Below are 24,743 nucleotides of genomic sequence, written 5' to 3' on the forward strand. Positions count from 1 at the left end.
AGATTCGGAAGGAGACTACCTTCATGATAAGAGGTTTATATACGGCCGCTGCAGGTATGGTTGCGCAGCAACGTAGACACGATACGGCAACACAGAACATCGCTAACTTAAATACAACGGGATATAAGCAGGTTGACAGTGTTAATCATGCTTTTCCGGATGTCTTGATCTCGGCTATGATTAATGGCAATACCACGCCGGTGGGGCGCCTTAACACGGGAGTTTTTGCAGAACAGTCAATATCCCAATATTTACAGGGTGATTTAAGGGAGAGCGGCAAGTCTATGGATTTTGCTTTATCTACAGATTTGCAAGTCGCCGACCCTGTGACGGGTCAAAATATAGCCTTTGATGGTTCAGGGAAATATGTAAGTCCTGAGGGTGAGGTTATTTACCGTCCACAGGCTTTCTTTACTGTTCAGGATGCTGAGGGCAATAACTTATTTACCCGAAATGGAAGCTTCTCAGTAAACGCGGCTACGGGAGAAGTGTTGAGCAGTGGAGGCTTCAAGGTTCTGGATTCCACTGGCAAGCCTCTTGTCTTGACAGGAAATCAGGACACCCTTAAAGTGGACGGGCAGGGGAATGTACTAAATCCAGTAACAGGACTTCCGACAGGGACCAAGATTGGTGTGAGTGTAGTTACAAAGCCGCAGGAGCTTGTGCGTGATGGTAAAGGTGTGTTTCACGCTGATGATATAGCGGCGGCAGACATTCGTTACTCCAATGCAACTGATAACTTACAGGTGCGTCAAGGATATTTAGAGGGTTCCAATGTTGACCCTACTCAGGTTACTGTTGATTTGAATGCCGCATACCGGGCGTATGAAGCGAACCAAAAGATCGTCCAATACTATGATAGCAGCTTGCAGAAGGCTGTAACTGAAGTCGGCAGGGTATAAGTGCTGCTTATGAAATGGGTTTTACAGGTACAGCTTATAGGAGGTTTGATCTATGAACAACTCAACGATTAGTGCAGCAGTCTCCATGTCCAGCCTTCAGCAGCGGCTTGATATTATAGCGGATAATCTAGCCAATATGGATACAAATGGTTATAAGAGCAAGAAAGGTTCCTTTGAGGATGTGCTGACTCGTGTGCAGCAGCAATCGGATGACTATGATCAGCCGGGCCGCGCTACACCTCTAGGCTTTAATATTGGTTTTGGGACTTATGTGCCTTCGATTACGACGAATTGGGAAGAAGGCCCCCTTAAAGAAACAGGTAATCCAACCGACTTGGCGCTTCAGGGTAATGGGCTGTTTGGAGTTCAGGTCAATGGAACTACAGCTTATACAAGACAAGGTGACTTTCACTTTACGCCTGACACCACCGATGCAACGAAGATGGTCCTTGTAGATAATACGGGGAATCCGGTACTGAATACAGCAGGTAATCCTTTAACGGTCCCTGTGGGCGTCAATGCAGCTATCGATGAATCCGGTCGTGTATTAACGAAACAGTCAGAGAATGGACCTGTTCGGGTAGCAGGTACTATAATGATTGTAGAACCTAAGACACAGAATGCTTTAAAGGCAGTGGACGGGAATTTCTATATGCTTGCCGATGGAGTTACAGCACAGCAGGCTTTTGTACAAAGAGCGGCAGGTGAGGCGTCTGGAATTGGAGTACGCTCAGGGTGGCTGGAGCAGTCAAATGTCGATATGACCACAGAAATGACAGAAATGATGCAGATTCAACGTACGTATCAACTCGCAGCTCGGGCGCTTTCTTCCAGTGATCAGATGCTAGGTCTGGCCAATAACATGCGCGGGTAGAGGTGAAGGAATGGAACGTCAGAAAAAGGTGAAGTCGGAAGACAAACCAGAAGACAAGAAAGAGCCGAAGCGGCGAGGATTATCAAAATGGACACTCATCCAGTGGATTCTTATTCCTTTGCTTCTCATAGCTGCACTTGGAGGCGGACTGGTTGTCGGTTACGTTGTCCTTGGCAAAAAAGAGTTTAGCGATGTTCTACAATGGAGCACATGGAAACATGTCTATGATTTGGTTTTTGCTCCATAATTTAAGATGATAACGACTCCCTTCTTGCTTAAGGGAGTTTTCTTTTTTATACGGATAAATGTATAATGGTGGGGGGCCTCGGGCAGCAAAAAGGGCCCTCTCCGCCATGCTATCGCATCCGGTGGAGAAAGCCCCTTATCTCAACCTCCACTTCTGCAGGTGGTGAAGGATATATATAGTTTTTACCGAAGCTGCCTAAATTTATGCAGTTCGGCGAAGAATAAATGAAGTAACATCCGAAAGGAGTTTTGTTAATAATGCTGGATATCAACCAAATTCAAGAAATCATCCCCCATCGGCCTCCATTTCTGCTGGTGGACAAGATCACTGAGATTGAAATGGGTAAAAGAGCTGTTGGCATTAAAAATGTAACGATTAACGAACCTTTCTTCGCAGGTCATTTTCCAGGCTATCCGGTAATGCCGGGCGTACTGATTACAGAAGCTCTTGCACAAGTTGGTGCGGTTGCTATTCTAGGGGTAGAAGCGAATCGCGGTCGGATTGGCTTTTTAGCCGGGCTCGATGGATTCCGTTTCCGTGGTCAAGTCGTACCGGGAGATACGCTCACTCTTGAAGTGGAGATTACTCGCCTTAAGGGCAGTATTGGAAAAGGACAAGCTACTGCGTCGGTTGAGGGGAAAGTTGTTGCCTCTGGGGAAATTATGTTTGCGCTCAGCTAATATTAATTAGCGAATATATATTATACATGGAGAAGGAGAGATTCTAAATGACTCAATTAAGCCCAAAAGCGGCAGAAACCTTATCTCGCTGGCTGGAGAACGCCTCTGTTGATGACTCTACGAAGGCGGAGCTGCGCGCTCTGGAGAACGAGCCACAGGAGCTCGAGGAACGATTTTATAGAGATCTAGAATTCGGTACAGGTGGTCTACGTGGTGTAATTGGAGCAGGTAGTAATCGTATCAATCGTTATACGGTAGGTAGAGCTACACAAGGTTTCGCTAAATATATTCTGGAGACGCATACTGGAGAGGGAAGACCTTCTGTTGTTATCGCTCATGACTCCCGTCGTTTCTCGCCTGAATTCACACTTGAGGCTGCTCTTGTATTGGCTGCTAATGGCATTGAGGCTCATTTATTTACTTCTCTGCGCTCAACACCCCAATTGTCGTTCAGCGTGCGCCATTTGAAGGCAACGGGCGGTATTGTTATTACTGCAAGTCATAATCCGCCTGAATATAACGGGTATAAGGTTTATAATTCTGAAGGTGGACAGCTTGTCCCTGACGAAGCCGAAAAGGTCATTTCTTACATATTAGGGGTTGACACTTTTGATGGTGTGAAGCGGATTTCCCAAGAAGAAGCGGAGCGTCAAGGTCTGCTGCACTGGCTTGGTGAGAAGGATGACGAAGAGTTTACCGATACTGTCGCTGCGGTTAGTCTTGCAAGTGAAGAGATCGCCTCTACGCTTGGAAAAGACTTCAAAATCGTATACACCCCGCTACATGGTACTGGTAACCTGGCAGTCCGCCATGTGCTTGAGAAAATTGGTTTTACACAGGTGCATGTTGTACCTGAGCAAGAGCAACCAGATTCTGAATTTTCCACTGTAAAATCACCGAACCCAGAAGAACGCGAAGCCTTTACACTGGCTATGAAGCTGGGCGAAGAGTTGAATGCAGACCTCTTAATTGGCACGGATCCCGATGCAGACCGTATGGGGGCAGTGGTTCGTGATAATGAAGGTAAATTTGTTGTTTTGTCGGGCAATCAATCTGGAGCTTTGATGATTCATTATTATTTGAGCCGTTTACAGGAACAAGGTAAGTTGCCTAGCGATGGTGCAGTTGTGAAGACTATCGTGACGAGCGAGATGGGGGCAGCTGTAGCCTCTCATTATGGTGCAACTGTATTTAATACGCTAACGGGCTTCAAATATATTGGGGAAAAAATGACTCAATTCGAACAATCCGGAGATTACACATATCTTTTCGGTTATGAAGAAAGCTATGGTTATCTTGCAGGTAACTATGCTCGTGATAAGGACGCCGTTCTTGCGGCTATGTTGATCGCTGAAGCAGGTGCTTATTACAAAGCTCAAGGCAAAACATTATATGATGTTCTTCAGGAATTGTATGAGCAGTTCGGATACTTCTTGGAAAGCCTGGAGTCCCGTACATTGAAGGGTAAGGATGGCGTTGCGCAAATTCAAGGTATCATGAATGATTGGCGTACGAATGCACCACAAGAAATTGCGGGATCTGCCGTTACAGAGGTGCTGGATTATTCGCTAGGTTTGAATGGTCTGCCGAAGGAAAATGTACTAAAGTATTTGCTGGCTGACGGTTCATGGTTCTGCCTGCGTCCTTCAGGTACCGAGCCAAAGATTAAAGTTTATTTTGCGGTTGTGGGTGAATCCTTGCAGAATGCTAAGGATAAGGTAGCTACACTATCCAAGCAGGTTATGGCTCGTGTTGACGGGGAACAATAAAATAAGAATATAGATCGCGCTCTATATTGTGAAATTATATTTTTTACGTAGAAACGGGTACCGTCTCTAAAAGGATGACGATCCGTTTCTACTTTTGTAAAAAGAGTTTTGTAGTGAAAGAGGAGGTACTTTTGGTGCAGCAAAAATGGCAACGTTGGAATATTTCTTCCCGAAAGTGGCTGTGGATCATAGTTGTGGTTGGCGTTTTAGCTGCCTTGCCAGTTGTCTATGACCGTCTGCAGACGGAGAAGTCTTCCAAGACAGTGGAATTTGTATTTGATTACCGTGATTTAGTTGAAGTAGCAAGCTATCGTGCAAATCCGCAGGATTATATTTCCGAACAGTTAGATCGTCTAAAAGATGCTGGTGTTCAGAGTATGGCGATTTACGAAAGCACGCTGGAAGATTATCGGAAGGCACGTCGTCTAATGATGTGGGGTGCGGCTGATATCGCTAATCTTACGGATACAATCATTCCGGTGAATGAGAACTATACTTATGTTCTTTTTACTAATCCTGATTACTACCAGGCCCTGGCGCCTGTCATTAAAGAGGCATTCGGTAATCTTGGGATTACTTCGAAGGAATGGAGTTTCCGCGGACAACAAGGTCTTATTATTGAGACTCCAATAGAAGATGCTACACTGAAGCCACTTCAGCCGGATCCATTTACACTGGAGATGCTGCATGACAAAGGGTTCACCATTGTACCGCGTCTTGTGGATTCTTTGACTTATAATAAAGCAACAGTTAAGAAGTTGTTAGATCGTTATGAAGAATTGGGTGTAAAACGAATCCTATTCGAGGGAGAGTCCGTTAAAGGGTTTAATGATGATGCCGATACGGCTAGTATCACTGACTTTGCAAATCTCCTTAAGGAACGTGGAATCGGAATTGCAGCAATTGAAAATATTAAGAAGCAGCAGAAGGGTTTTAACAAGCTTGCTTATTTGCTGGACTATAACGTAACACGGTTATACTCCCTTAGCGAAGGGGACTCTGCCTTAGATCCAAAAGTGATCTCAGATCGTTTCGCGCTGGCAACAAAGGATCGCAATATCCGCATGATTTATTTAAATACAATTCCTTCACGGAATACAGCTAAGGCACAGATTACAGATACGCTAGACAACCTTGTCACGAGTCTGAGTGATCCTGGTGGTGCCGTTGAGCAGATCAAAGACAATGGGTTTAAGTTAGGACAAGCTACGGCTTTTGAGGTTGTAGATTCGTCTTATCAGCGTTACTTCAAGCTAGTTGCGGTAGTTGGCGCAGTCTCATTAGTAGCGCTGCTGATTTCTTACTTTATTCCATGGCTTACGATCCCAGCATGGGTGCTAGGATTACTGGGAAGTGCAGGCCTGCTGGTCTTGAAACCAGAGCTATTTGAGCAGGCACTGGCGCTAGCGGCTGCGATAAGTGCACCAACCCTGGCGGTTGTACTTGCCATTCGTAAGGTCAATGAAATGGGACCTCCGCTACGGAACAATACCCTTACCTATAAGGCTATGAGCCCGCAACGTCGGTTTACGCATAGTCTGGTGCTTTATTTGAAGACTTCATTAATTTCTTTGAGCGCTGTACCTTTCGTGATCGCACTGCTCAACAATATAACCTACAGCCTAGTGCTGGACCAGTTCCGTGGTGTTAGTCTGCTCCATATGGCGCCTATCGGTCTTGTAGCACTTTATGTACTCCTCTATCGTGGAGAGTTTGTCTTTAACAAGACAGGTAAGCTGCTGCGTACACCAATCACATTAGCTATGGTTCTTGCCGCTATGGTTCTTGGGGTCGTAGGTATGTATTATTTAAGCCGTACTGGAAATGGTGGTAACGTAACACCTCTAGAAATGGCCTTCCGTACATTCCTAGAGAATACGGTTGGTGTCCGGCCGCGTAATAAAGAGTTTTTGCTCGCACATCCGTTATTAATTCTTGGTGCATTCCTGGCCTTTAGATATCGGAATGCAGCATTTATCATGATCATTGCCGTAATTGGTCAGCTCTCCATGGTGGATACCTTTGCACATATTCATTCACCTGTTCTGATCTCGCTGGTTCGTGGATTGCTCGGTCTTGGACTCGGACTGATCATTGGTATAATTGCCGTAATCGTATGGCAGATTGCAGAAGGGTGTTGGAAACGATGGTCGCCACTCCTAAAAAGATAGTTATCTCTGGTTACTATGGTTTCCGTAACAGTGGAGATGAGGCGGTGTTGCAGTCCATTCTAATTGCACTGCAGAAACAGTCTCAAGCTTTGGGTATATCCATTGAGCCTATAGTGCTGTCCATTGATCCTGAGTGGACGAGCGCCACATACGGAGTGAAATCCGTGCACCGGATGAAGCTTGTTGAAGTCCGTCAAGCGATTTATGAGAGCGCTGGTCTGATCAGCGGTGGGGGCAGCTTGCTGCAGGATGTCACAGGTAGTAAGAGTATTCCTTACTATTTAGGTATTATCAAGCTTGCGCAGTGGATGGGGAGACCAACCTTTATCTATGCTCAAGGTATCGGGCCAGTGAATCGCAAGCTTTTTCACCCTTTAATCAAATCCGTGTTTCGTAAATGTACTTATATATCTGTGCGGGATGAACAATCCCGTGAGCTTCTCCTATCTATGGGACTGGAACAGAAAAAGATAGAGGTTGTTCCCGACCCGGTTATGGGCTTGTCTTTGCCAGAGGACACGGATGCTACTACACAATCTTCAGAATTATCTGATTCACTTCCGGTGATTGGGATATCGGTACGTTTTTGGGAGCAAGACCGCAGAGAACTGGAGGCTCTTGCACAAGGCTTGATTAAGGCCAACCGTGAGGTTCCGTTACATTTGCGATTTCTCCCTTTTCACACCCCTTCGGACAATGAGGCTTCACGTTATATGATGGAGAAGCTGAAGGGAATCATAATCGAGCATGGTGGGCAGATCAGTATATGTGAGGATGCTATTCACCCGCAGCATATGCTACGGGAAGTGGGACAATGCGATGTTCTGATCGGCATGCGACTTCATAGCTTGATTTATGCGGCTGGAAGACGTGTTCCACTGATTGGTATTTCTTATGATCCGAAGATCGATCATTTTCTGGACAGAATCCAGTGCTATCCTGTTGGAGCAACGAACACACTTGATGCTGAACATGTTGCTGCCGAGATTGTTCATCTTTTGAACACAGGACAGGAATGGAGAGCGGCACGGGAAGATGTCATTTCCAAGTTGATTCAAGAAGCAGAGGCACCAGCTCGGCAAATCGTAGAATATTTTCACCATAAAGGATGATCTAAAGTGAAAGCAGAAAGCGCGGTACCTACAGTTCCTATTTTTGGAATTAGAGTCTCGAAAGTTGATATGGCAGCAACAGTTGCCTATTTGACGGAGGCTGTTCATACCCGTATCCCGCATCAAGTGATTACAGCTAATCCAATTATGGTTATGGCTGCACTGGAAGATCCAGCTTATATGGATATTATGAAATCGGCTGAATTGGTTGTCCCCGATGGGACAGGCGTTGTATGGGCTGCTAATTATTGTAATGAGCCGGTATCAGAAAGGGTAGCAGGTTATGATCTGTTACATGAATTGATGCGGCAGGGTGAAAGCTATAGTTGGAAGGTATATCTCCTAGGTTCTACGCCTGAAGTGATTCGGGAAACCGCTGAAAGGTTACAATTGCAATATCCGGGTGTTATCATTGCAGGATATCACGACGGTTATTTTGGTCCGGATGCAGATGAAGAAATTGTGGCTGGAATTGTTAAGGCTAATCCTGACTTATTATTTGTTGCTAGAGGTGCAGATAGTCAGGAACCTTGGATTGCTAAATATAAGTCCAAACTGGGCGTTCCGATCATGATGGGGGTCGGCGGCAGCTTTGACGTGATCTCTGGGAAGAGCAAAAGAGCGCCAATAGCCTTCCAAAAAATGAGAATAGAATGGTTGTACCGTCTCCTAAAAGAGCCTACACGGTACAAACGAATGCTTGCACTGCCGAAATTCGCATTAAAAGTGGTGCGTGAGAAAGATAAAGTAACAAAAGTCTAGCAAAATGCCGATATTCACCTAGAAAATGAGATAAATAGCCTAAATAAAGGATTGGAATTTGTTTTTGTAACAGCGTATAATTCAATGCGGTAGAGAAATGGGGGTCGACTGATCAAATGTTAATCATATACATCGCTGGATTTATCGTATGCATGGGACTCGCACTTGGCCTCACACCTTTGGTGAAGAAATTCGCCATTAAGATTGGTGCAACAGATGTGCCGAATGCTCGTAAAGTGCACACGAAAATTATGCCCCGCCTTGGCGGATTAGCTATTTTTCTAGCGTTTGTGTTAGGCCTGCTTGCCGTATTGCCGATTATTCCATACGAGTTCACTCCGCGGGAGGTCAACTTCATCAAAGCGCTGCTATGTGGTGGCGGACTGATTGTACTTATCGGGGCACTCGATGACCGATTCGAATTATCAGCAAAAGTGAAGCTACTGGGCCAAATTATCGCAGCCTGTATCGTTGTTTTCGGCTTTGGTATTACTGTAGATTTTGTGAATATTCCATTTAACAATACGTATTCCTCACTGGAGAGCTGGATTGCTATCCCGCTTACGATTTTCTGGATTGTCGGTGTTACCAATGCCGTTAATCTGATCGACGGGCTGGACGGGCTTGCGGCTGGTGTATCAGGAATTGCAATTGCTACGATTGCGGCAATGGCTTTCGTGATGGGAAACACCATGGTGGCAATGCTGTGTTTGTTGCTTCTGGGTAGCATCATCGGATTCCTGTTCTTTAACTTCCATCCTGCTAAGATTTTCATGGGTGATACGGGTTCACTGTTCTTAGGCTTTTGCTTGGCATTACTTGCTTTGCTAGGATTTAAACAGATTGCAGTGGTTTCGTTTATTACACCTTTGCTTATTATCGGTGTACCATTGTCGGACACGTTCTTTGCGATCGTGCGCCGTAAGCTGCAAAAGAAACCAATCTTCGCACCAGATAAAGGTCACTTGCATCACTGTCTACGCGAGCTTGGCTTTAGCCATCGCCAGACTGTACTCATTATTTATGGTATTGCTGCGTTTTTCGGTATTCTAGCTGTCATTCAATCATCCGCAGCTCTTTATGAAGCGAACTGGGTTACGTTCGTGGTTATCTGTATCATGCTCTTCTTCTTGCAAATCGGTGCTGAAATTACAGGCTTGATTGGTAAGACTAAACGTCCAGTGATTAATTTCTTTTTAAGAATGCGTATGAAGGCTAATCCGGAAAGAGGCTCTAAGTCTTAAGCGCCTAAGCAATTATTCTAAATTTTTCTATAAATAACAAAACTCATCCGATTTCGGATGAGTTTTTTGTTATTTTCCCTAAAAATATCGCTACTTATGACCGATAAAGAACAAAGTGAAGGTTTACGAGAACTTATACTCAAAGGAGAGATATAACACATGCAACGCTTTAAGAGACCGTTCGTTTGGCTGATGCTGGCGGCTTTGATCGTTTCTATGTTCCCAGGTAAATACACGCCGATAGCGGCAGCGGCTACCACGACATACTTCAGTCCGGATGATCTCACGCTGCGAAATACAATTGAGCTGAAACAGGAGATTGTACCGGATACCGATCCGAATGCCGTATATAATATTTCAAGACAAACCGTTTATAAGACAAGCAATCCGAATTTTTCGATTACCGGTACGTATGCACAGGTAACAACTTCTACAATGAAAGTCACTGTACAGCAATTGACTCAAAGTGGTAGTAAATGGGTTACAGATGCTACCCACTCGACTACCGGCGCAGTAACCACTGATACTACAAATCCTACTAACCGTTTTATTGCTAGTGGGCTCACATTGTTTACAGGATACAATAAGATTACTTTTTCTGGAATGCAAGGTACTTTAGAGCGCTCAGAATCATTTTATGTTCTTTATGATAAGGTTCCTTATATCTCCTCTCTACAAGTTCTTGGAGGTGGACCTTCCGCGATTAATTTGAATGAGGGAACTAAGGTTGTTGTTCCTAATCAACAGATTACGCTACAAGGTAATGTGACCAATGCAACTCGAGTGGGTGTTTCATTGAATGGAGGATCATCACTGCAAACCTCGCTACTTGAGGATGGTACATTTTTCACTCCAGCATTAACGCTTAAATCAGGGGAAAACACTTTGGAGATCGTTGTGCAGAATGCAGCGGACTCGATTACAATAAAACGCTCAATTTATTACTTTAATACAAACAGACCTTTTACTGACTTACAAATTTATCATGGTGATGGAACGAATTATAGAGCTCATAACATTCTTGAAAATATTCCTACACTAACTGCTTCAGATACTACTGCAAATATCATAGGACAAGTTCTTTTACCTTATAGCGCAAGTGATAAATCCTTTGAAGATGATCATACAGTCAAAATAAATGATCAGGTTGTTCCGGTTAAAGTGTTGAAATCATACACGATTTCTGCTGATGGTGTTTATGCACCTGTGGAGGGGAACGTTGGAGATCAGAAGGAAATAGTTATTCCAGGTCCAGATGGTGTTACACCTCAATACCGACTGGTTTCTTTCATAACTACATCGCCGTTTACCCTTACTTCGGGATCAGGCAACGTGGTACTGTCCATTAAATATGGTTCTTACGAGACGTCAACCAAAGAAAGTTATAAATATCTGAAAGATGAGACTGTGATTACAGATATGTTTTATCTTTCAGGATATAAAGAAGCTACAAGTGTTGATATTTCTTCCGTTTCCAAACTAGCGTTGAATGGATCGCAGGTTGAAAAACCTGATTTCTATGTTTTGGTGAAAACAAATGTTGCCCCAAAAGCAGGAGCGATATTGCAGGGTTCTTACCTACCACTGGGTGCTTCGCTAGTCCTGACGGAACAGTCTAATGTCACAGGTTTAAAAGCTAATGAAAAGGTGTATAAAGTTGAGGGCTTCTCTAATGGCCAGCAAAAAGTAAAATTTCAATTTTCGGGGTCTCAATCTTTTTATAATGCCGATATCGCCTATGTTTCTAAGAACTATATCTATGTAGCTAATTTGAATGATGGACAGACCTATACTTTTAATTCTGCTACTAGCTCTAATAGTATGACTATTTCTGGTGAATATATTGGATTTGAAAGCATCGGTAATCCTCAATTTTTTATTAATGGTATATCAAACGATAAAATAAAAACAAATGCAAAACCAGATGGATATGAATTTAAAGTAACGCTGACCAATCCAAAGTTCTCCTTTGATTTACCTATATCCTCCGCAGGTCCACTAGTTTATGGTGAGAACAAGATTGTGTTTGTTGGAACCTCGATGGATAAAGCGGGAAATAAAAGAGAGATTCGTAAAGAGCTACGGATTTATATCATCGATACGAATGTCTCTAATTTGTCACAGTTCCATCCGGCTGTATCTAAGGGACGGGTCGATTTTACTCATGATTTAGTGAAGGATTATACAGATAAAGAACTTAATGACATTCTTGGATTGACGTCTGAGTTCATTTATAAGGATGAAAAATTTGTTACCAGCCAAACTAAATATGATTTGGTGTTAAGAGGCGGGGCGGCTACTAAGCTTAACTTGTACCAAGGATCAGACCTGTTCCTTTCTTTTGGTAGTGAAGTTTTGACTGGAAATGCTTCTGGACACAGGAAGCTAAATGAATTCACCTATAATAATCAAAAATATTATTATGATTTCTCCGGTAACAGCACGGAATTTATGCTTCGAATTCGTGATATCCCAGCAGAAACCGCTGGAAGCATTGTATATAATCTCGAATTAATTAATGACACTGGTGCACGTACGAACCAGCGTCTGGAAGTTGTTCGTGAAGTTTCTCCTTATCGCATACTGTCCCCGGTGGCAACCGTAGGTGAACAGATCGTCGTTAACAAAAACTTTGTTCGTTTTGATATTGAGGCTGAAGGTGCTACAAAAGTCATTATTGATAAATATGAAGCTGAAAAGCGCACTGATCTGCCGAATCGTTTCACACTGGATTATGTAGGTTTAAAAGCAGATAAAGCCACAACAATTAAAATTCAAATTGTTCGCGCTGATTCTACTCTCAGTGATACGATAAGCGTGTATTATGCGAGTGCCGTTCAAGTAGATACGCAGTATATGGCTGAGAAAGTTGCAACGAAGTATAGTGCGTTTAATAAGGGACTAGAGCTGAGCTTCCCTAAAGGTACACTTATGAAAGGCTATACTACCTCAGGTGCAGCTAAGTACTATCCAGATACAAAACTATTGTTCGGTATTGCTGATCCATTGGATGGTGTTGTTGAACGTAAAAATGATTATGGCAATACTATTAACGTCGATGCTGATGCACGGACTCCAGGTGGCTTGAGTACGTTGTTGATCCCTTCAGATCTTGTATTACGATTTAATTCAACAGTAGAAACTAATAACTTCTCACGTGTATCCGATATTTATTGGCTTAGCGGAGGTTTGGGAGAAAGAGGTACAAAAGGTACTGCTCTTTATAAACCGGCTACTAACGGGATTGCTCCATACTCAATAGAAGGTAATTTCACACAAATTGAAGCTGAACGCAAGATTGTACCATCCCAGCGAGGTGATCTTACACTAACCTTTAATCCAAATATTGTTGATGAGGTTGGTTCCACAATCACTGTATTCCGTTACACGGACTCAGGACAATGGGAGAATATTGGCGGAGAAGTGGACACAAAGAAACACACCATCACGGTGCCATTTGATCAATTTGGGTATTACACTGTAATGAAGCTTCGTCGCGGATATAACGATATTACCAATCACCCATGGGCAAGAAATATTTTGAATGGTCTTTATTCTAAAGGCATTATGAAGAATTTGCGTTTTGACCAATTTGGTGCTGATAATACAACAACACGTGGAGAATTCGCTACGTTGTTAGTGAAGGGCTTGAGCCTTCCATTGAATTATAATAATAATCAGCAGACGTTCTTCGATATTGTACCTGAAGCAGTTTCTACAACTTGGGACTTCAAACATATTGAGACAGCAGCAAGAGCTGGTATTATTACTGGATTAAGCGATGGTTTCTTTGGTCCGGATCAACCTGTTACGCGAGAACAGGCGGCTGTGATGATCGCTCGGGCACTTAAGCTGAAAATGTCTATAAACGACAATAAGTTGTTAACCAGTCTATCTAAATCTTTTGTAGACACCGGTAATATGGATTTTTACTCTCGGCCAGCTATTGAGGCAGTTTCCAAGGCTAAGATCATGGAAGGCAGCGCAGTGACGATTACAGGGCAAAAGAAGCCAGTATATAATTTTAATCCAAAAGGTAAGCTTACACGTGCAGAGGCTGGTAAGATTGCTGTAGAACTGCTCAAAAAGAGCACAAGTATTTTCCCGAAAACTTTTAATTAATGCGTTAGAATTAAAAAAACGGCCAATTTCGCAAGAAATATCTGCGGATTGGTCGTTCTTCATTCCATTTAATTGTTTAATCTCAACCAATTTTACAGTTGTATAATAGTCAACTCAGAGAAAAGTGTAAACTTACCAGAGACATATATTTTGTATTCTGCTTCGATTTACGTTACAATAACTTAGAAAATATTATTTTCTGAAAGGTGAAAGCCAACCATGAAACCGATTTTAGCAAAAGCACAGTTGGATTACATGAAAGCCAAGAATATGTTTGAGAATAGAGCAAAAGTGTTAGAAAAGGAAATTGCGGCTAAGCGGGCACTACAGGAGATTACACAGGAGGTTATGGAGGAGCTTGTGCAGGCTACAGGATTCCATGATTCTTACAATGAGCTTGTCGTTGCTGAGAACGCTCTGATCGAATGGTCTCATACTACAATTAAACATGAGAAGAGCTACCGCGAGAATCGCGCAGCTATTGATGCAATGTATGACAATGTAAACTCAAGTCCTGAAAAGCGTCAGGAATTGATCCAGTTATCTATGAAGATTCGTTAGACCCTACTGTAATAGAAGCAAGCGCCGGCAACGGCGCTTTTTTGTTGCATTCAGCATGTACGGTGATTTGAGAAATCAGGGAGATCCGCTCCTTCATACTCAAATTTTGTAGGAATGTTTAAATAAATGGCACTAGTGTTAATGATACTTAGTAAATATTGCATAATGACGTTTAGAAAACGACTATGGTATACTATTTTCCGTGGCAACCCATGATTAACAATAGTTAGTAGAACATACATATGTATCTTCTATTGGGATTGTACCGGAAAACAAAAAAAGAAAAGATTTTTTTTGAGAAACCGCAACTTTTCCAAATCTTCTGCGTTTAAGGTGTAGAGTCATTTACACAGGCAGTTGAAATTAACCGGTGGTAAAGCGAATTTAACAAAATGGAAAAATTAGCTTTACGTGACTTGAGGCACATTGTATAATACTTAGGTATAATTAGGAATCTAGTATTGTCATGTCCTGATCATTGTTTACCAGTTTCTGTGATACCCGTCACAGACATTATTTATACTTAATTTGCTCAACTCTGGAAAGGGGGTGCATCGGCTAATGAGTGACACGAGCTACTCAACTAAAGAAAAATCTCAGTTTATGAACGTCCAAGGAGGAGAAAAAAAGGTTATGAAGAAAATTTTATCCGTAGCATTATCTACAGCAATGGCATTCTCGATGTTTGCCTCTGTAGCGTTTGGTGACGCAGCAGCAACTCCGCAACAAAAATTTGACGCTTTGGCAGCAAAAGGTATTCTCAATGGGTACCCAGATGGTCAAGCTCACCTTGAAAAAGATCTTACTCGCGCTGAATTCGCGAAGATCGTTACTAAATTGTTCGATCTTACTGAAGTAACTAACAAATTGTCTTACAAAGACAAAGGTTACAACGCTAAGAACTGGGCAGTTCCTTACATCGAAGCTGTTACTGCAGCTAACTTGATGCAAGGTAAAGATACTGTTAAAGGTATCTTCGACTACAACGGTAAAGTAACAGTTGAAGAAGTAGCGGCTGTATTGTTCCGCGCTTTGAAACTTGAAACACCAGCTACATCTGACAACACTGCATCTGCATGGGCTAAAGGTTATGCTCAAGCGGTAATCAATGCTGGTCTGATTGCTAAAGACACTAACTTCAAAGCTAACGCTAGCCGTTCTTTGGTAGTTGAAACTGCTTATGCAGTTGATCAATTGAAAGCAGCTCCTACTGTAGCTTCTGCTGAAGCAGTAAGCCCAACTAGCGTAGTTGTAACTTTCTCTGACAAAACTACTACTACTGTAACTTTGACTACTGCACTTGTAGAAGGCGTTGAAACTTCAATTTCCTTCAAACATAACAATCACGACTACACAACTAAAGTAACTTTGGCAGCTCCTAAGGTTCTTTCCGTAGAAGCTCCAAACGCTAAACAAGTTGTTGTTAAATTCAACCGTGTAATTAGCGCTGATTCTGTGATTGAAGATGGCAAATTGCTTGCTGACACTGTTAAGGTAGTACCTGTAAGCGGATCTGCTGTAACTGTTGTTGGTTCAGCTGCAAGCTTGAATGAAGCTGGTACCGAGTTGACAATCACTCTTGACAAAGTTGATACTGACTACTTGAAGGGTCAATACACAGTAGTAGTAAGTGACAGCGTTCTGACATCAGCTGGAACTAAAGTTGCTACTTACACTACATTGTTGACAGTTGCTGATACAGTAGCTCCAACAGTTAAAGCTATCAATGCTGTTGCTAAAGATTCTACTAAAGAAGTATTCGTACAATTCAGCGAGCCAGTAAAACAATATAGCTTTAATGCTACTGTTAATGGTTCTGCTGTATCTGTATCCAAAGAATCCGCTGATACATTTAAATTGACTACAAATACTGCACTGAAAACTGGTACAGCTAATGATGTAGTGCTTAACAAAGTTACTGACTTTGCTGGTAACGTTGCAAGCTCGCTTAAAACAAGTGTAACTGTAGTAGCTGATACTGCTGCTCCTACGATCGTTAGCGTTACTCCTGAGAGCGATCAATATGTAAAAGTTAAATTCAACAAAAAAGTTAACGCTGCGTCCTTCAAGGGTAATGTTTCCTTGTTGAAAGCTGACGGCGATAAAGTTGGTAACATGAGCGTTGTTACAACTGACGATAGCGACACAATTAAACTTCAAGTACCTAGTGGTTTCAATTTCCCATCATCCGGAACTTTCACTGGTACACTTTCATTTGCAGCAGCAGTTCGTGATACTTTGGGTAACACTCTTGGATCCACTGTGACTCAAGCAGTTACTTTCGTTAAAGACACTACTGCTCCAACTGTAGTATCTGCTACTTATGGTTCTAGCGGTCTTGTACTGACTTTCAGTGAAGATGTTGTACTTGCAACTGGATCTGTTAGCATCATTGATGAATCCACAGGTACTGTTGTCGGTTCACCAATTACTCAAGCTAATATGACTGTTAAAGGTGCAAAAGTAACTGTTAAGACTAGCACTACTTTGGGTGGAGATTACACAGTTCGTCTGACTGCTGGATTGGTGAAGGATAAAGCTAGAGCAGCTAATGCTTCCGACGCAGCAACTGTTAATCTTACAGCTGAAAAAATCAATACTAACGATGACAAGAGACCTACAGTTACTTCTGTAGTTTATGAGTTGGTTTCCTCACAACCTGGATACCATCAGTTCACAGTAACTGCTAATGACAACGTTGGTTTGAATGTAGCTTCACTTCGTGATGTTAGCAGCTATGTTCTAGGCGGTAAAGCTCTACCTTCCGGCTCTTATCCTATTGTAGCTTCAATCGGTAAAGATGATTCTGCTACTAAACCAGCTACTGCTCGTGTGAATGTATTCATTCCAGTAGGTGGAATTACAAAATCTGACTTCTACAAGTTTGAAGTTGTTGGTATCTCTGATGCAGCAGGAAACGGACTGGATACAACTACTGCAGCTACTGCAAATCCTTATATTAAGAACACAACTGCTCCTAAATTGACTGAAGCAGCTATTAACAGCAATTCTACTTACCTGACATTGACATTCTCAGGTAATGTTAAGACTGTTGATCCTAGTGACTTCGATGTTGTTGTAGGTTTGGATGGTAAGGATACAGTTAAAGCAGTTGTAGATGCAACTGTTGGTACTGGTAGCGAAGAAGGTAAAGTATTGTTGAAACTTACTGTTAACGGTAAAGTAATCACAGATTTGAATACTGTTGATTCCTTGACTGTTGAAGTTAAGGAAAATGCTAAATCTGCTGATAACGATGGTCTTACAATTGTTAAAGGTAACAAACAAACTGTAAGATAATTAGCTTCCTTCGAAGCACAGAATAGCCTCTTCGGAGGCTATTCTTTTTTTATAGGCATTTACCCCCATAAGAGGAGGAATTTCATTGAAATCGGTATGGAAAGTATCAACAGCAGCTGTATTGCTGGCTGGTGGTGTATGGGCAGGATCTCTGTTGAATATTACTGCTGAAGGTGCAGGTGTGGGTTCACAGCCTGGAACAGCAGATGACCCAGTGGTTACCAAAAGCTATGTTGATCAGCAAATTCAGAAAGCACTTACAGGTGGTACAGGTACCGCTCCAGTAGCTACAGCTACTCCGAGTCCAAGCTCAGCTCCAACAGCTACAACAAACCCGACTACTAGCAGTAATGAATCCGTAATTGTCGATGTGAAACCAGGACAAACCTTAATTGCTTCCGCAGGCGCTGAATTTATCGTTCGTGCGGGTAAAGCGGTTATCTACTCTCAGGATGCAAATGGTGTTGCTGATTTAACGGATGGTAAAGATCTTGCCAATGGAGTAGCTGCACCGACTAACCATTTATTATCTTTCCCTCGTGATGGTCGTGGTATTACTGTGCAATCAGGACAAACTCTTGGCCTTGTTGTCATGGTTCGTGGTGGATATACACTAAAATAATTTGTAATAATATATATTCATAATGCCCGTAAAAGTACTTAATCATACCTTCAAACTGATTTCCAAAGTTACAAATCATTGGCGCGATTGAAGAGTAGCTGTTGGACGCACAATATTCCTGTAATCTTACAAATTCACAGGAGGTGCTGTAACATGGCACGTAACAATCGTACAGTGGTACCGGAAAGTCGGGCAATGCTGAAGCAAATGCAATATGAGATTGCAGCTGAATTTGGTTTATATGGAGCGCATTATGGAGGCGGAGCAGACACAGAGTTTGCTTCTGAATTAGGAGCAATCGGAGGTAGTGGTTCTGGCCGTCGCCAGTATCTTGGACATCTTAGCTCAAGAGATAATGGCTCTGTTGGCGGAGAAATCACGAAGAGACTCATTAAGCAAGCCGAACAGTCTCTTCTTTAATAATATCAGGGGTGAAAGAATTCTTATTAATCCTATCTGATATTACTTTTTAATACTGTGGAATCAATATTTATACTGTGATGGAGGGGCTTCGGAGTAATTGACACCACCTCCTAAATAAGATAATATGACTTTTGAGGAAAGCCTTAGACCTTTTCCATATGGGAAAGGTTCATTTTTTTGAAGAGTTTAGTGAATATAAACATGAAATACTGCAATCATCCTTCATAAAAAGAACAGGCCCCTGAGTTTCTTTGTTTTATATTTTTTTTATTAATTTGGCCTGTGATTATTAAGGAACTCCTTATACAGTGTCAGACTAACCATAAGGGAGGTTGTTATACTTGTCTATTAAAGGGCGTCATTTGTTTACTTCCGAGTCTGTGACGGAAGGGCATCCGGATAAAATCTGTGACCAGATTTCCGATGCGGTATTGGATGCATTTTTAGCCAATGATCCAAATGCACGTGTAGCCTGCGAAGTAGCAGTAGCAACTGGTCTTGTTTTGGTGATCGGGGAAATCAGTACCAAATCTGAGTATGTAGATATTCCTGCCATCGTACGCAATACCATTAAAGAAATTGGCTACACACGTGCAAAATATGGTTTCGATTATAATACTTGTGCAGTATTGAGCTCACTTAATGAGCAGTCAGCTGATATTGCTCAAGGTGTAAACTCTGCTCTAGAGCACCGTGATCCAGCACAATTGGCTGAAGAAACGGCAAATATTGGCGCGGGTGATCAAGGCCTAATGTTCGGTTTTGCTACGAATGAGACACCAGAACTGATGCCGTTACCGATCGCTTTATCTCACCGTATTGCTCGTCGCTTATCTGAAGTTCGTAAGAACGGAACCTTGGAATATTTGCGTCCTGACGGGAAGACACAAGTTACGATCGAATATCAAGATGAGAAGCCTGTACGCGTGGATGCTATCGTAGTATCTACACAGCATGCGGAAGAAATTTCTCTTGAACAAATTCAGGCTGATATTAAAGAGCATGTAATTATGCCGGTTGTTCCTGCAGAACTGCTCGATGCTGAAACTAAGTATTTTATTAATCCAACAGGACGATTTGTTATTGGTGGTCCTCAAGGGGATGCCGGTTTGACTGGACGGAAGATTATCGTTGATACGTATGGCGGATATGCTCGTCACGGCGGCGGCGCATTCTCTGGTAAGGATCCAACTAAAGTGGACCGTTCTGCGGCTTATGCAGCTCGTTATGTGGCGAAGAATCTTGTAGCTGCAGGTCTAGCTGATAAATGTGAGATCCAGCTTGCTTATGCCATTGGTGTGGCTACTCCTGTCTCGATTAATGTGGATACATACGGAACAGGAAAAATCAGTGAGGAAAAGATGGTTCAACTGATCAGCAACAACTTTGATCTTCGTCCTGCAGGCATTATCTCTATGCTTGATTTACGTAAACCGATCTATAGACAGACTGCAGCATACGGCCATTTTGGACGGACTGATGTTGATCTTCCTTGGGAACGCGTAGATAAAGCGGAATTACTCAGAGGTCAAGCAGGATTGTAGTTAATTATATGTTCTTATAATTCGTTAAGCCCGCAAGTTGGCACTTAGTGTCAGCTCTGCGGGCTTTTTTTGTAATGGATAGAATTACTATTGATTCTAATCATAGAGAAGTAGACTACTAAACTTTGTAAGCCCTTTAACCGAAATATAAGAATATACATAAAGACGTTAGTATGGTTTGAGAGGAGTTCATCACGGCATGAAAAGAAAAATTTCAATATGGACGGCAATTTTTCTAGCAGGAGAACTGGTACTTGGAGCAGGGTATCCTTCTATCGGAATTGGAATATCGGCAGTACATGCTGCAGCGGAATTTGGCATTAGTGTGTCGCCAGCACCTGGAGCAAGCTATGTAAATATCGGGTCATCTCTTAAATTAAGCTTTGATCGTCAAGTAAACCCACAGGCTGGAGAAATTACCATCACGGGTCAGGGTGATAGTACACCTTTTGTGACGATTCCTATTGGTAGTTATGGTTTAATTGGCAGTTCAAAAGATTACGAGCTTAAATTAGGGCCAAACCAACAATTCACTCCGAATAAGGCATACACGGTCACAATTCCCAAAGGATTGTTCAAAGATAACGAGGGTAATGAATCAGGACTTACTTCATGGGCATTTACCACCGCTCCTGAGAGTAATACGGCTATCACGGCAGGCAACTTTTCACCGGCTAGTAATGCAAGAGTAGATGCCGGGAGTTTAAAGGAACTTAGTCTGACACTAAATAAGCAGCTGTTAAAAGGTGGGGGCTCTATCCGAATCCTGTCCTCAGCAGATAATACAACAGTGCAAGAGTTCAGAATAAAGGATGATGACACTAGAGTTAACGTTCTGACTGATGCTAACTCTACTACAGTTAAATTAACGTTGGAGAAAGCATTGGCGGCCGGAGGGAATTACTATGTTCTTATTGATGCCTACGCTTTTAAGGATGTAGATAATAGAACGTTCTCTGGTATTTCTAGCGGCAATGTATGGAGTTTCTCTACAAAAGGTGTAGCTGAAATTCCAATGACTCCATCCCCGGCTAACGGTGCAGGCGGTATATCTCCCTCAGGAGCGCTACAGCTCACTTTTGACCGTCCTATGATGCCTGCATCAGGTGTAATTACGGTGTCTCCAGGGGCAGCTAACGATGCTAGAACAAGATGGCTTAATGTGAACTCCCCAGCCGTTACTGGAGGAAGCAGCAGAACCATAACATTGAATCCAGCGTCATCAGCCTCACCTCTGCTAAACGGCACACAATATACAGTTACGATCCCCCCGGGTGCTTTTTATGATCAAGATGGAAATGTATTTCCTGCCTCGGGCCCGTACACTTGGACCTTCACAACGGTATCTTTGACTGGACTTGGCGTAAGTGCTTTGAATCCATCTGATCGAAGTGAATCTATTGCTAACAACAGATCCTTTTCGATCGCTTTTAATCGGGATGTGAATTACAACAGTGCAGTGGCCAATGGTGTGGCTCTATATAAAAGCGGAGGGTCTCAGGTGCCAGTTAACGTTACTCGGAGTACCACTACAGCTAAAGAATTTATAATCACACCTTCTGTAGCGTTAGATAGTGATTCAACTTATTACATTGATATCGCTAAAGGGGCTTTTGTAGACGCAAGTGATGCTAACATTTTATATGACGGGTTAAGTGGTAAAAATTCATGGAGCTTCAAGACCTTGTCTCTGGACAAAACAGCTCCACAGCTCACATCAGCACAGCTTGAGAACAACCGAACCATTCGTCTGAAATATAATGAGTCTCTCAATTCATCCATAGCGCTGTTAACCTCAAGCTTTGGAGTTACGGTGAACGACGAGAATCGAGCGATTGAAAGTGTTTATATTCAGGGAGACAGTGCCTACTTGGTGCTGAGTACAGGAGTAGCAGTTGGGCAGATTGTAAAGGTCAGCTATAATGGCGGACTGCGGACGATTCAGGATCCAAGCGGAAATGCAGCGAGCACTTTTAGCTCTAAACAGATCACGAACTCCATTGAGTCCTCCATGCCGACACCTAAAGACGGGCGAATCACGGGGAGATCTGTAGTATTAAATTTTAACGACACACTTAAATCGGTTTCCTATTACGCTCATAACCAGTTCTCTGTGACTGCAGATGGAAGCTCACTTGGGGTCAACTCGATCAGTTCCAGTGGCAATACAGTATATTTAACGTTGAGCAGTGAAGCATCAAATGGACAGAACGTTCGAGTGTCCTATTATGCAGGTTCTTATCCTTTGCAAAATTCTTATGGGCAAAATATCGCAGATTTTACTGATTTCAATATCCGTAACAGTAATGATACGATTCCGCCAGTGTTCCAAAGTGCAACCGGAGGCGGCACTAAAATCATTTTGAATTATAATGAAGGCTTGTCTACAACCAATCTCCCACTGAATAGCCAATTCTCTGTGTTAGTGGGCAGCACGCCTAATTATGTGACTAATGTATCGGTCAGCGGTACTCAGGTTACGTTAACTCTCCAGACAGCGGTGAAGGTTAATCAGAATGTGACTATATCTTATGTGCCGGGCTCTACCGGAATAAGCGACTTGAATGGAAACCGAGCGGCGTATATTAACCTACAGCCTGTATCCATCTCGGAAAACAGCGGCACTACCATACCGGAGATTAACTCAGCGACCGTTTCTGGTGACGAGCTAACCGTTACTTTTGCCAAGAATATGCAGGCATCCGGTTCCCTCTACACGAATCAGTTCGGAGTTCGAGCAGATGGCAGCAGCTTGGGCGTGCAATCCTACTCTATTTCAGGCAATATTCTAAAAATAACGTTATCCTCGGTTGTAAAGACCGGTCAAACAGTAGACCTGTCCTATATGACTGGTACCGGGACTATTAAGGATTTGAGTGGGAATACACTATCCTCATTCTCAGCTTTATCAGTTCAGAATCTAACTGGCGTGACCACTGGATCTGGAAATCGTCCATCCTACCTAGGAACACTTGCAACGAGTGAGTTTGGAAAAGAGTATGCACTATTAAAGAGCGATTCCTCGCAAATTGTGGATGACCGTTCTGTATATAATCAGTCTGTAAAAAGATATACTTTAAACGCAGATCGAATAGCTGCCAGTTATGAATATCTGTATAAGATGAATAATGATGTATTGGCTTTTGAGGTTCCTTCCACGGAGCAAGCAGCTTTTGTAACTGCTCCGCTAAAACCATTACTAGACGCGGTGAACCGTAATAAAAATACTAAGTTCATGATTCGTCATGGAGATAACCTATTTAGCGTAGGGCTCGATGATATTGATATGAATGGGCTAGCGAGCAGCCTGATCTCGGACAGTAAAAATATTTCGCTCGTGTTCCGCTTGGATAAAGTTCCAGCAGGTACATTTACACCTTTTGAGCAAAAGCTACAGACGATGGGTATGCGAACTATTACTAGTCTTATGGATGTCCGGGTGACGGCGATCGTTAGCGGTAATTATTCGAATGCCAAGGCACTGACAGTACCGGGAGAATATACCGTACGTACTACTTCTTCATTAAATAGTGCGCAGACATCTGCGGCCAGATTGGACCTTTCCTACTACGATGCAGCTTATTTACCTACAAAAATCAGTACGGTTGGCAACTATACGGTTATTCGTGCTCGTACCGCTGGTAATCAGATTTTAGGGACTTTCTTATCCACCCGAGCTTTCACGGATATGGGTAAGCATTGGAGTAATGCAATCGTAGCTGAGCTTAACGCAAAGAATATTATTGATAGCAGCTACGGTAGTGCGTTTAATCCGGAGAAAAAAATTACCCGTGCTGAGTTTGCTATTATGCTCAGTCGAGGTCTAGGTTTGCTAGGAGACCGTGAGACCGCACAACGTTTCCGGGATGTGCAGCCTTCCACACAAACTGGAGATTACATTGGTGCAGCGGCTAAAGCTGGAATTATCACAGGGAATACGGATGGTACCTTCCGTCCGAATGATAATATAACACGCGAGCAGATGGCGATCATGATGATCCGTGCGATGGAATATACCAATCATCCTATTACACTAAGCGGTACTTCTGCCTCAACACTTGCAAAATTCAAGGATAAGGCAAAGATTCAGAATCAAAGTGCGGAGTTCGTCGCAAAGGCAGTACAATCAGGGATTATTTTGGGCATGACAGTAAGTGAATTCGGGCCCCAAGGCAATGCCACCCGTGCTCAAGCTGCCGTGATGTTACAACGGATGCTGAAACAGACTGATTTCTTGTGAACAACTCTTATAAATAACCAAACAATTGGTAAAGCCCGGCAATTATGCCGGGCTTTTTTTGTCGTCTAATTATGACACTTTTGACTCTATAAAGCTTGAAATCTCTCAATTTCGCAACTTTTTGGCTTATTTTCAGTCTATTAAAAGAGTACTAGGAAAATAGGAACCAG

At 42.7% G+C, this 24,743-nt stretch carries 16 protein-coding genes; all 16 read left to right on the forward strand.

Features of this window, described 5'->3' with window-relative positions; translation table 11 throughout:
- The first annotated feature begins 23 nt into the window (after positions 1–23).
- The gene (locus MKY52_RS11170; RefSeq protein ID WP_076285653.1) at positions 24–902 is read left to right on the forward strand and encodes a flagellar hook-basal body protein; all 879 of its coding nucleotides are present in this window, start codon (positions 24–26) and stop codon (positions 900–902) included.
- A 52-nt stretch (positions 903–954) separates the two neighbouring features.
- A complete protein-coding gene (locus tag MKY52_RS11175) occupies positions 955–1,776 on the forward strand; it encodes a flagellar hook-basal body protein (RefSeq protein WP_076285654.1) in 822 nt (273 codons plus the stop codon).
- 10 nt (positions 1,777–1,786) lie between these two features.
- Positions 1,787–2,023, forward strand: coding sequence for a DNA-directed RNA polymerase subunit beta (locus MKY52_RS11180; RefSeq protein ID WP_042192450.1), 237 nt, complete (start codon positions 1,787–1,789; stop codon positions 2,021–2,023).
- A 257-nt stretch (positions 2,024–2,280) separates the two neighbouring features.
- Complete coding sequence (gene fabZ, locus MKY52_RS11185) at positions 2,281–2,703, forward strand: 3-hydroxyacyl-ACP dehydratase FabZ (protein ID WP_042192447.1); 423 nt, start codon at positions 2,281–2,283, stop codon at positions 2,701–2,703.
- A gap of 47 nt (positions 2,704–2,750) precedes the next feature.
- Positions 2,751–4,472: a phospho-sugar mutase gene (locus MKY52_RS11190; RefSeq protein WP_341051393.1), complete on the forward strand. Its 1,722-nt coding sequence runs from the start codon at positions 2,751–2,753 to the stop codon at positions 4,470–4,472.
- Between the two features lie 134 nt (positions 4,473–4,606).
- A complete protein-coding gene (locus MKY52_RS11195; RefSeq protein ID WP_076285657.1) occupies positions 4,607–6,643 on the forward strand; it encodes a DUF5693 family protein in 2,037 nt (678 codons plus the stop codon).
- Positions 6,619–7,755, forward strand: coding sequence for a polysaccharide pyruvyl transferase CsaB (csaB, locus tag MKY52_RS11200; RefSeq protein ID WP_341051395.1), 1,137 nt, complete (start codon positions 6,619–6,621; stop codon positions 7,753–7,755). Before MKY52_RS11195 ends, csaB begins: the two co-directional genes overlap by 25 nt.
- A gap of 6 nt (positions 7,756–7,761) precedes the next feature.
- The gene (locus tag MKY52_RS11205; protein ID WP_341051396.1) at positions 7,762–8,517 is read left to right on the forward strand and encodes a WecB/TagA/CpsF family glycosyltransferase; all 756 of its coding nucleotides are present in this window, start codon (positions 7,762–7,764) and stop codon (positions 8,515–8,517) included.
- A gap of 116 nt (positions 8,518–8,633) precedes the next feature.
- Positions 8,634–9,761 (forward strand): glycosyltransferase family 4 protein, encoded by a 1,128-nt coding sequence (locus MKY52_RS11210; protein ID WP_234530644.1) that lies wholly within the window; start codon positions 8,634–8,636, stop codon positions 9,759–9,761.
- A gap of 159 nt (positions 9,762–9,920) precedes the next feature.
- Positions 9,921–13,883, forward strand: coding sequence for an S-layer homology domain-containing protein (locus tag MKY52_RS11215; protein ID WP_341051398.1), 3,963 nt, complete (start codon positions 9,921–9,923; stop codon positions 13,881–13,883).
- A 219-nt stretch (positions 13,884–14,102) separates the two neighbouring features.
- Positions 14,103–14,444: a hypothetical protein gene (locus tag MKY52_RS11220; RefSeq protein WP_042131350.1), complete on the forward strand. Its 342-nt coding sequence runs from the start codon at positions 14,103–14,105 to the stop codon at positions 14,442–14,444.
- Between the two features lie 633 nt (positions 14,445–15,077).
- A complete protein-coding gene (locus tag MKY52_RS11225) occupies positions 15,078–17,744 on the forward strand; it encodes a hypothetical protein (protein ID WP_341051400.1) in 2,667 nt (888 codons plus the stop codon).
- Between the two features lie 85 nt (positions 17,745–17,829).
- Positions 17,830–18,366 carry a hypothetical protein gene (locus MKY52_RS11230; RefSeq protein ID WP_341051401.1) on the forward strand — a complete coding sequence of 179 codons (537 nt, stop codon included), beginning with the start codon at positions 17,830–17,832 and terminating at the stop codon, positions 18,364–18,366.
- A gap of 153 nt (positions 18,367–18,519) precedes the next feature.
- Positions 18,520–18,786, forward strand: a complete 267-nt coding sequence (locus MKY52_RS11235; RefSeq protein WP_042192433.1) for an alpha/beta-type small acid-soluble spore protein — start codon at positions 18,520–18,522, stop codon at positions 18,784–18,786.
- A gap of 344 nt (positions 18,787–19,130) precedes the next feature.
- Complete coding sequence (gene metK, locus MKY52_RS11240) at positions 19,131–20,333, forward strand: methionine adenosyltransferase (RefSeq protein ID WP_042192431.1); 1,203 nt, start codon at positions 19,131–19,133, stop codon at positions 20,331–20,333.
- A 199-nt stretch (positions 20,334–20,532) separates the two neighbouring features.
- Positions 20,533–24,573, forward strand: coding sequence for an Ig-like domain-containing protein (locus MKY52_RS11245; RefSeq protein WP_341051402.1), 4,041 nt, complete (start codon positions 20,533–20,535; stop codon positions 24,571–24,573).
- The last annotated feature ends 170 nt before the right edge of the window (positions 24,574–24,743 follow it).

The organism is Paenibacillus sp. FSL P4-0184 (assembly GCF_038004625.1).
GTDB lineage: Bacteria > Bacillota > Bacilli > Paenibacillales > Paenibacillaceae > Paenibacillus_AQ.

Bases quoted from the DNA above. Each gene is read 5' to 3' on its own strand.
- fabZ (WP_042192447.1), top strand. From the start codon at position 2,281: ATGCTGGATATCAACCAAATTCAAGAAATCATCCCCCATCGGCCTCCA.
- MKY52_RS11245 (WP_341051402.1), top strand. From the start codon at position 20,533: ATGAAAAGAAAAATTTCAATATGGACGGCAATTTTTCTAGCAGGAGAA.
- MKY52_RS11235 (WP_042192433.1), top strand. From the start codon at position 18,520: ATGGCACGTAACAATCGTACAGTGGTACCGGAAAGTCGGGCAATGCTG.
- MKY52_RS11220 (WP_042131350.1), top strand. From the start codon at position 14,103: ATGAAACCGATTTTAGCAAAAGCACAGTTGGATTACATGAAAGCCAAG.
- MKY52_RS11215 (WP_341051398.1), top strand. From the start codon at position 9,921: ATGCAACGCTTTAAGAGACCGTTCGTTTGGCTGATGCTGGCGGCTTTG.
- MKY52_RS11190 (WP_341051393.1), top strand. From the start codon at position 2,751: ATGACTCAATTAAGCCCAAAAGCGGCAGAAACCTTATCTCGCTGGCTG.
- csaB (WP_341051395.1), top strand. From the start codon at position 6,619: ATGGTCGCCACTCCTAAAAAGATAGTTATCTCTGGTTACTATGGTTTC.
- MKY52_RS11175 (WP_076285654.1), top strand. From the start codon at position 955: ATGAACAACTCAACGATTAGTGCAGCAGTCTCCATGTCCAGCCTTCAG.
- MKY52_RS11225 (WP_341051400.1), top strand. From the start codon at position 15,078: ATGAAGAAAATTTTATCCGTAGCATTATCTACAGCAATGGCATTCTCG.
- MKY52_RS11210 (WP_234530644.1), top strand. From the start codon at position 8,634: ATGTTAATCATATACATCGCTGGATTTATCGTATGCATGGGACTCGCA.
- MKY52_RS11180 (WP_042192450.1), top strand. From the start codon at position 1,787: ATGGAACGTCAGAAAAAGGTGAAGTCGGAAGACAAACCAGAAGACAAG.
- MKY52_RS11170 (WP_076285653.1), top strand. From the start codon at position 24: ATGATAAGAGGTTTATATACGGCCGCTGCAGGTATGGTTGCGCAGCAA.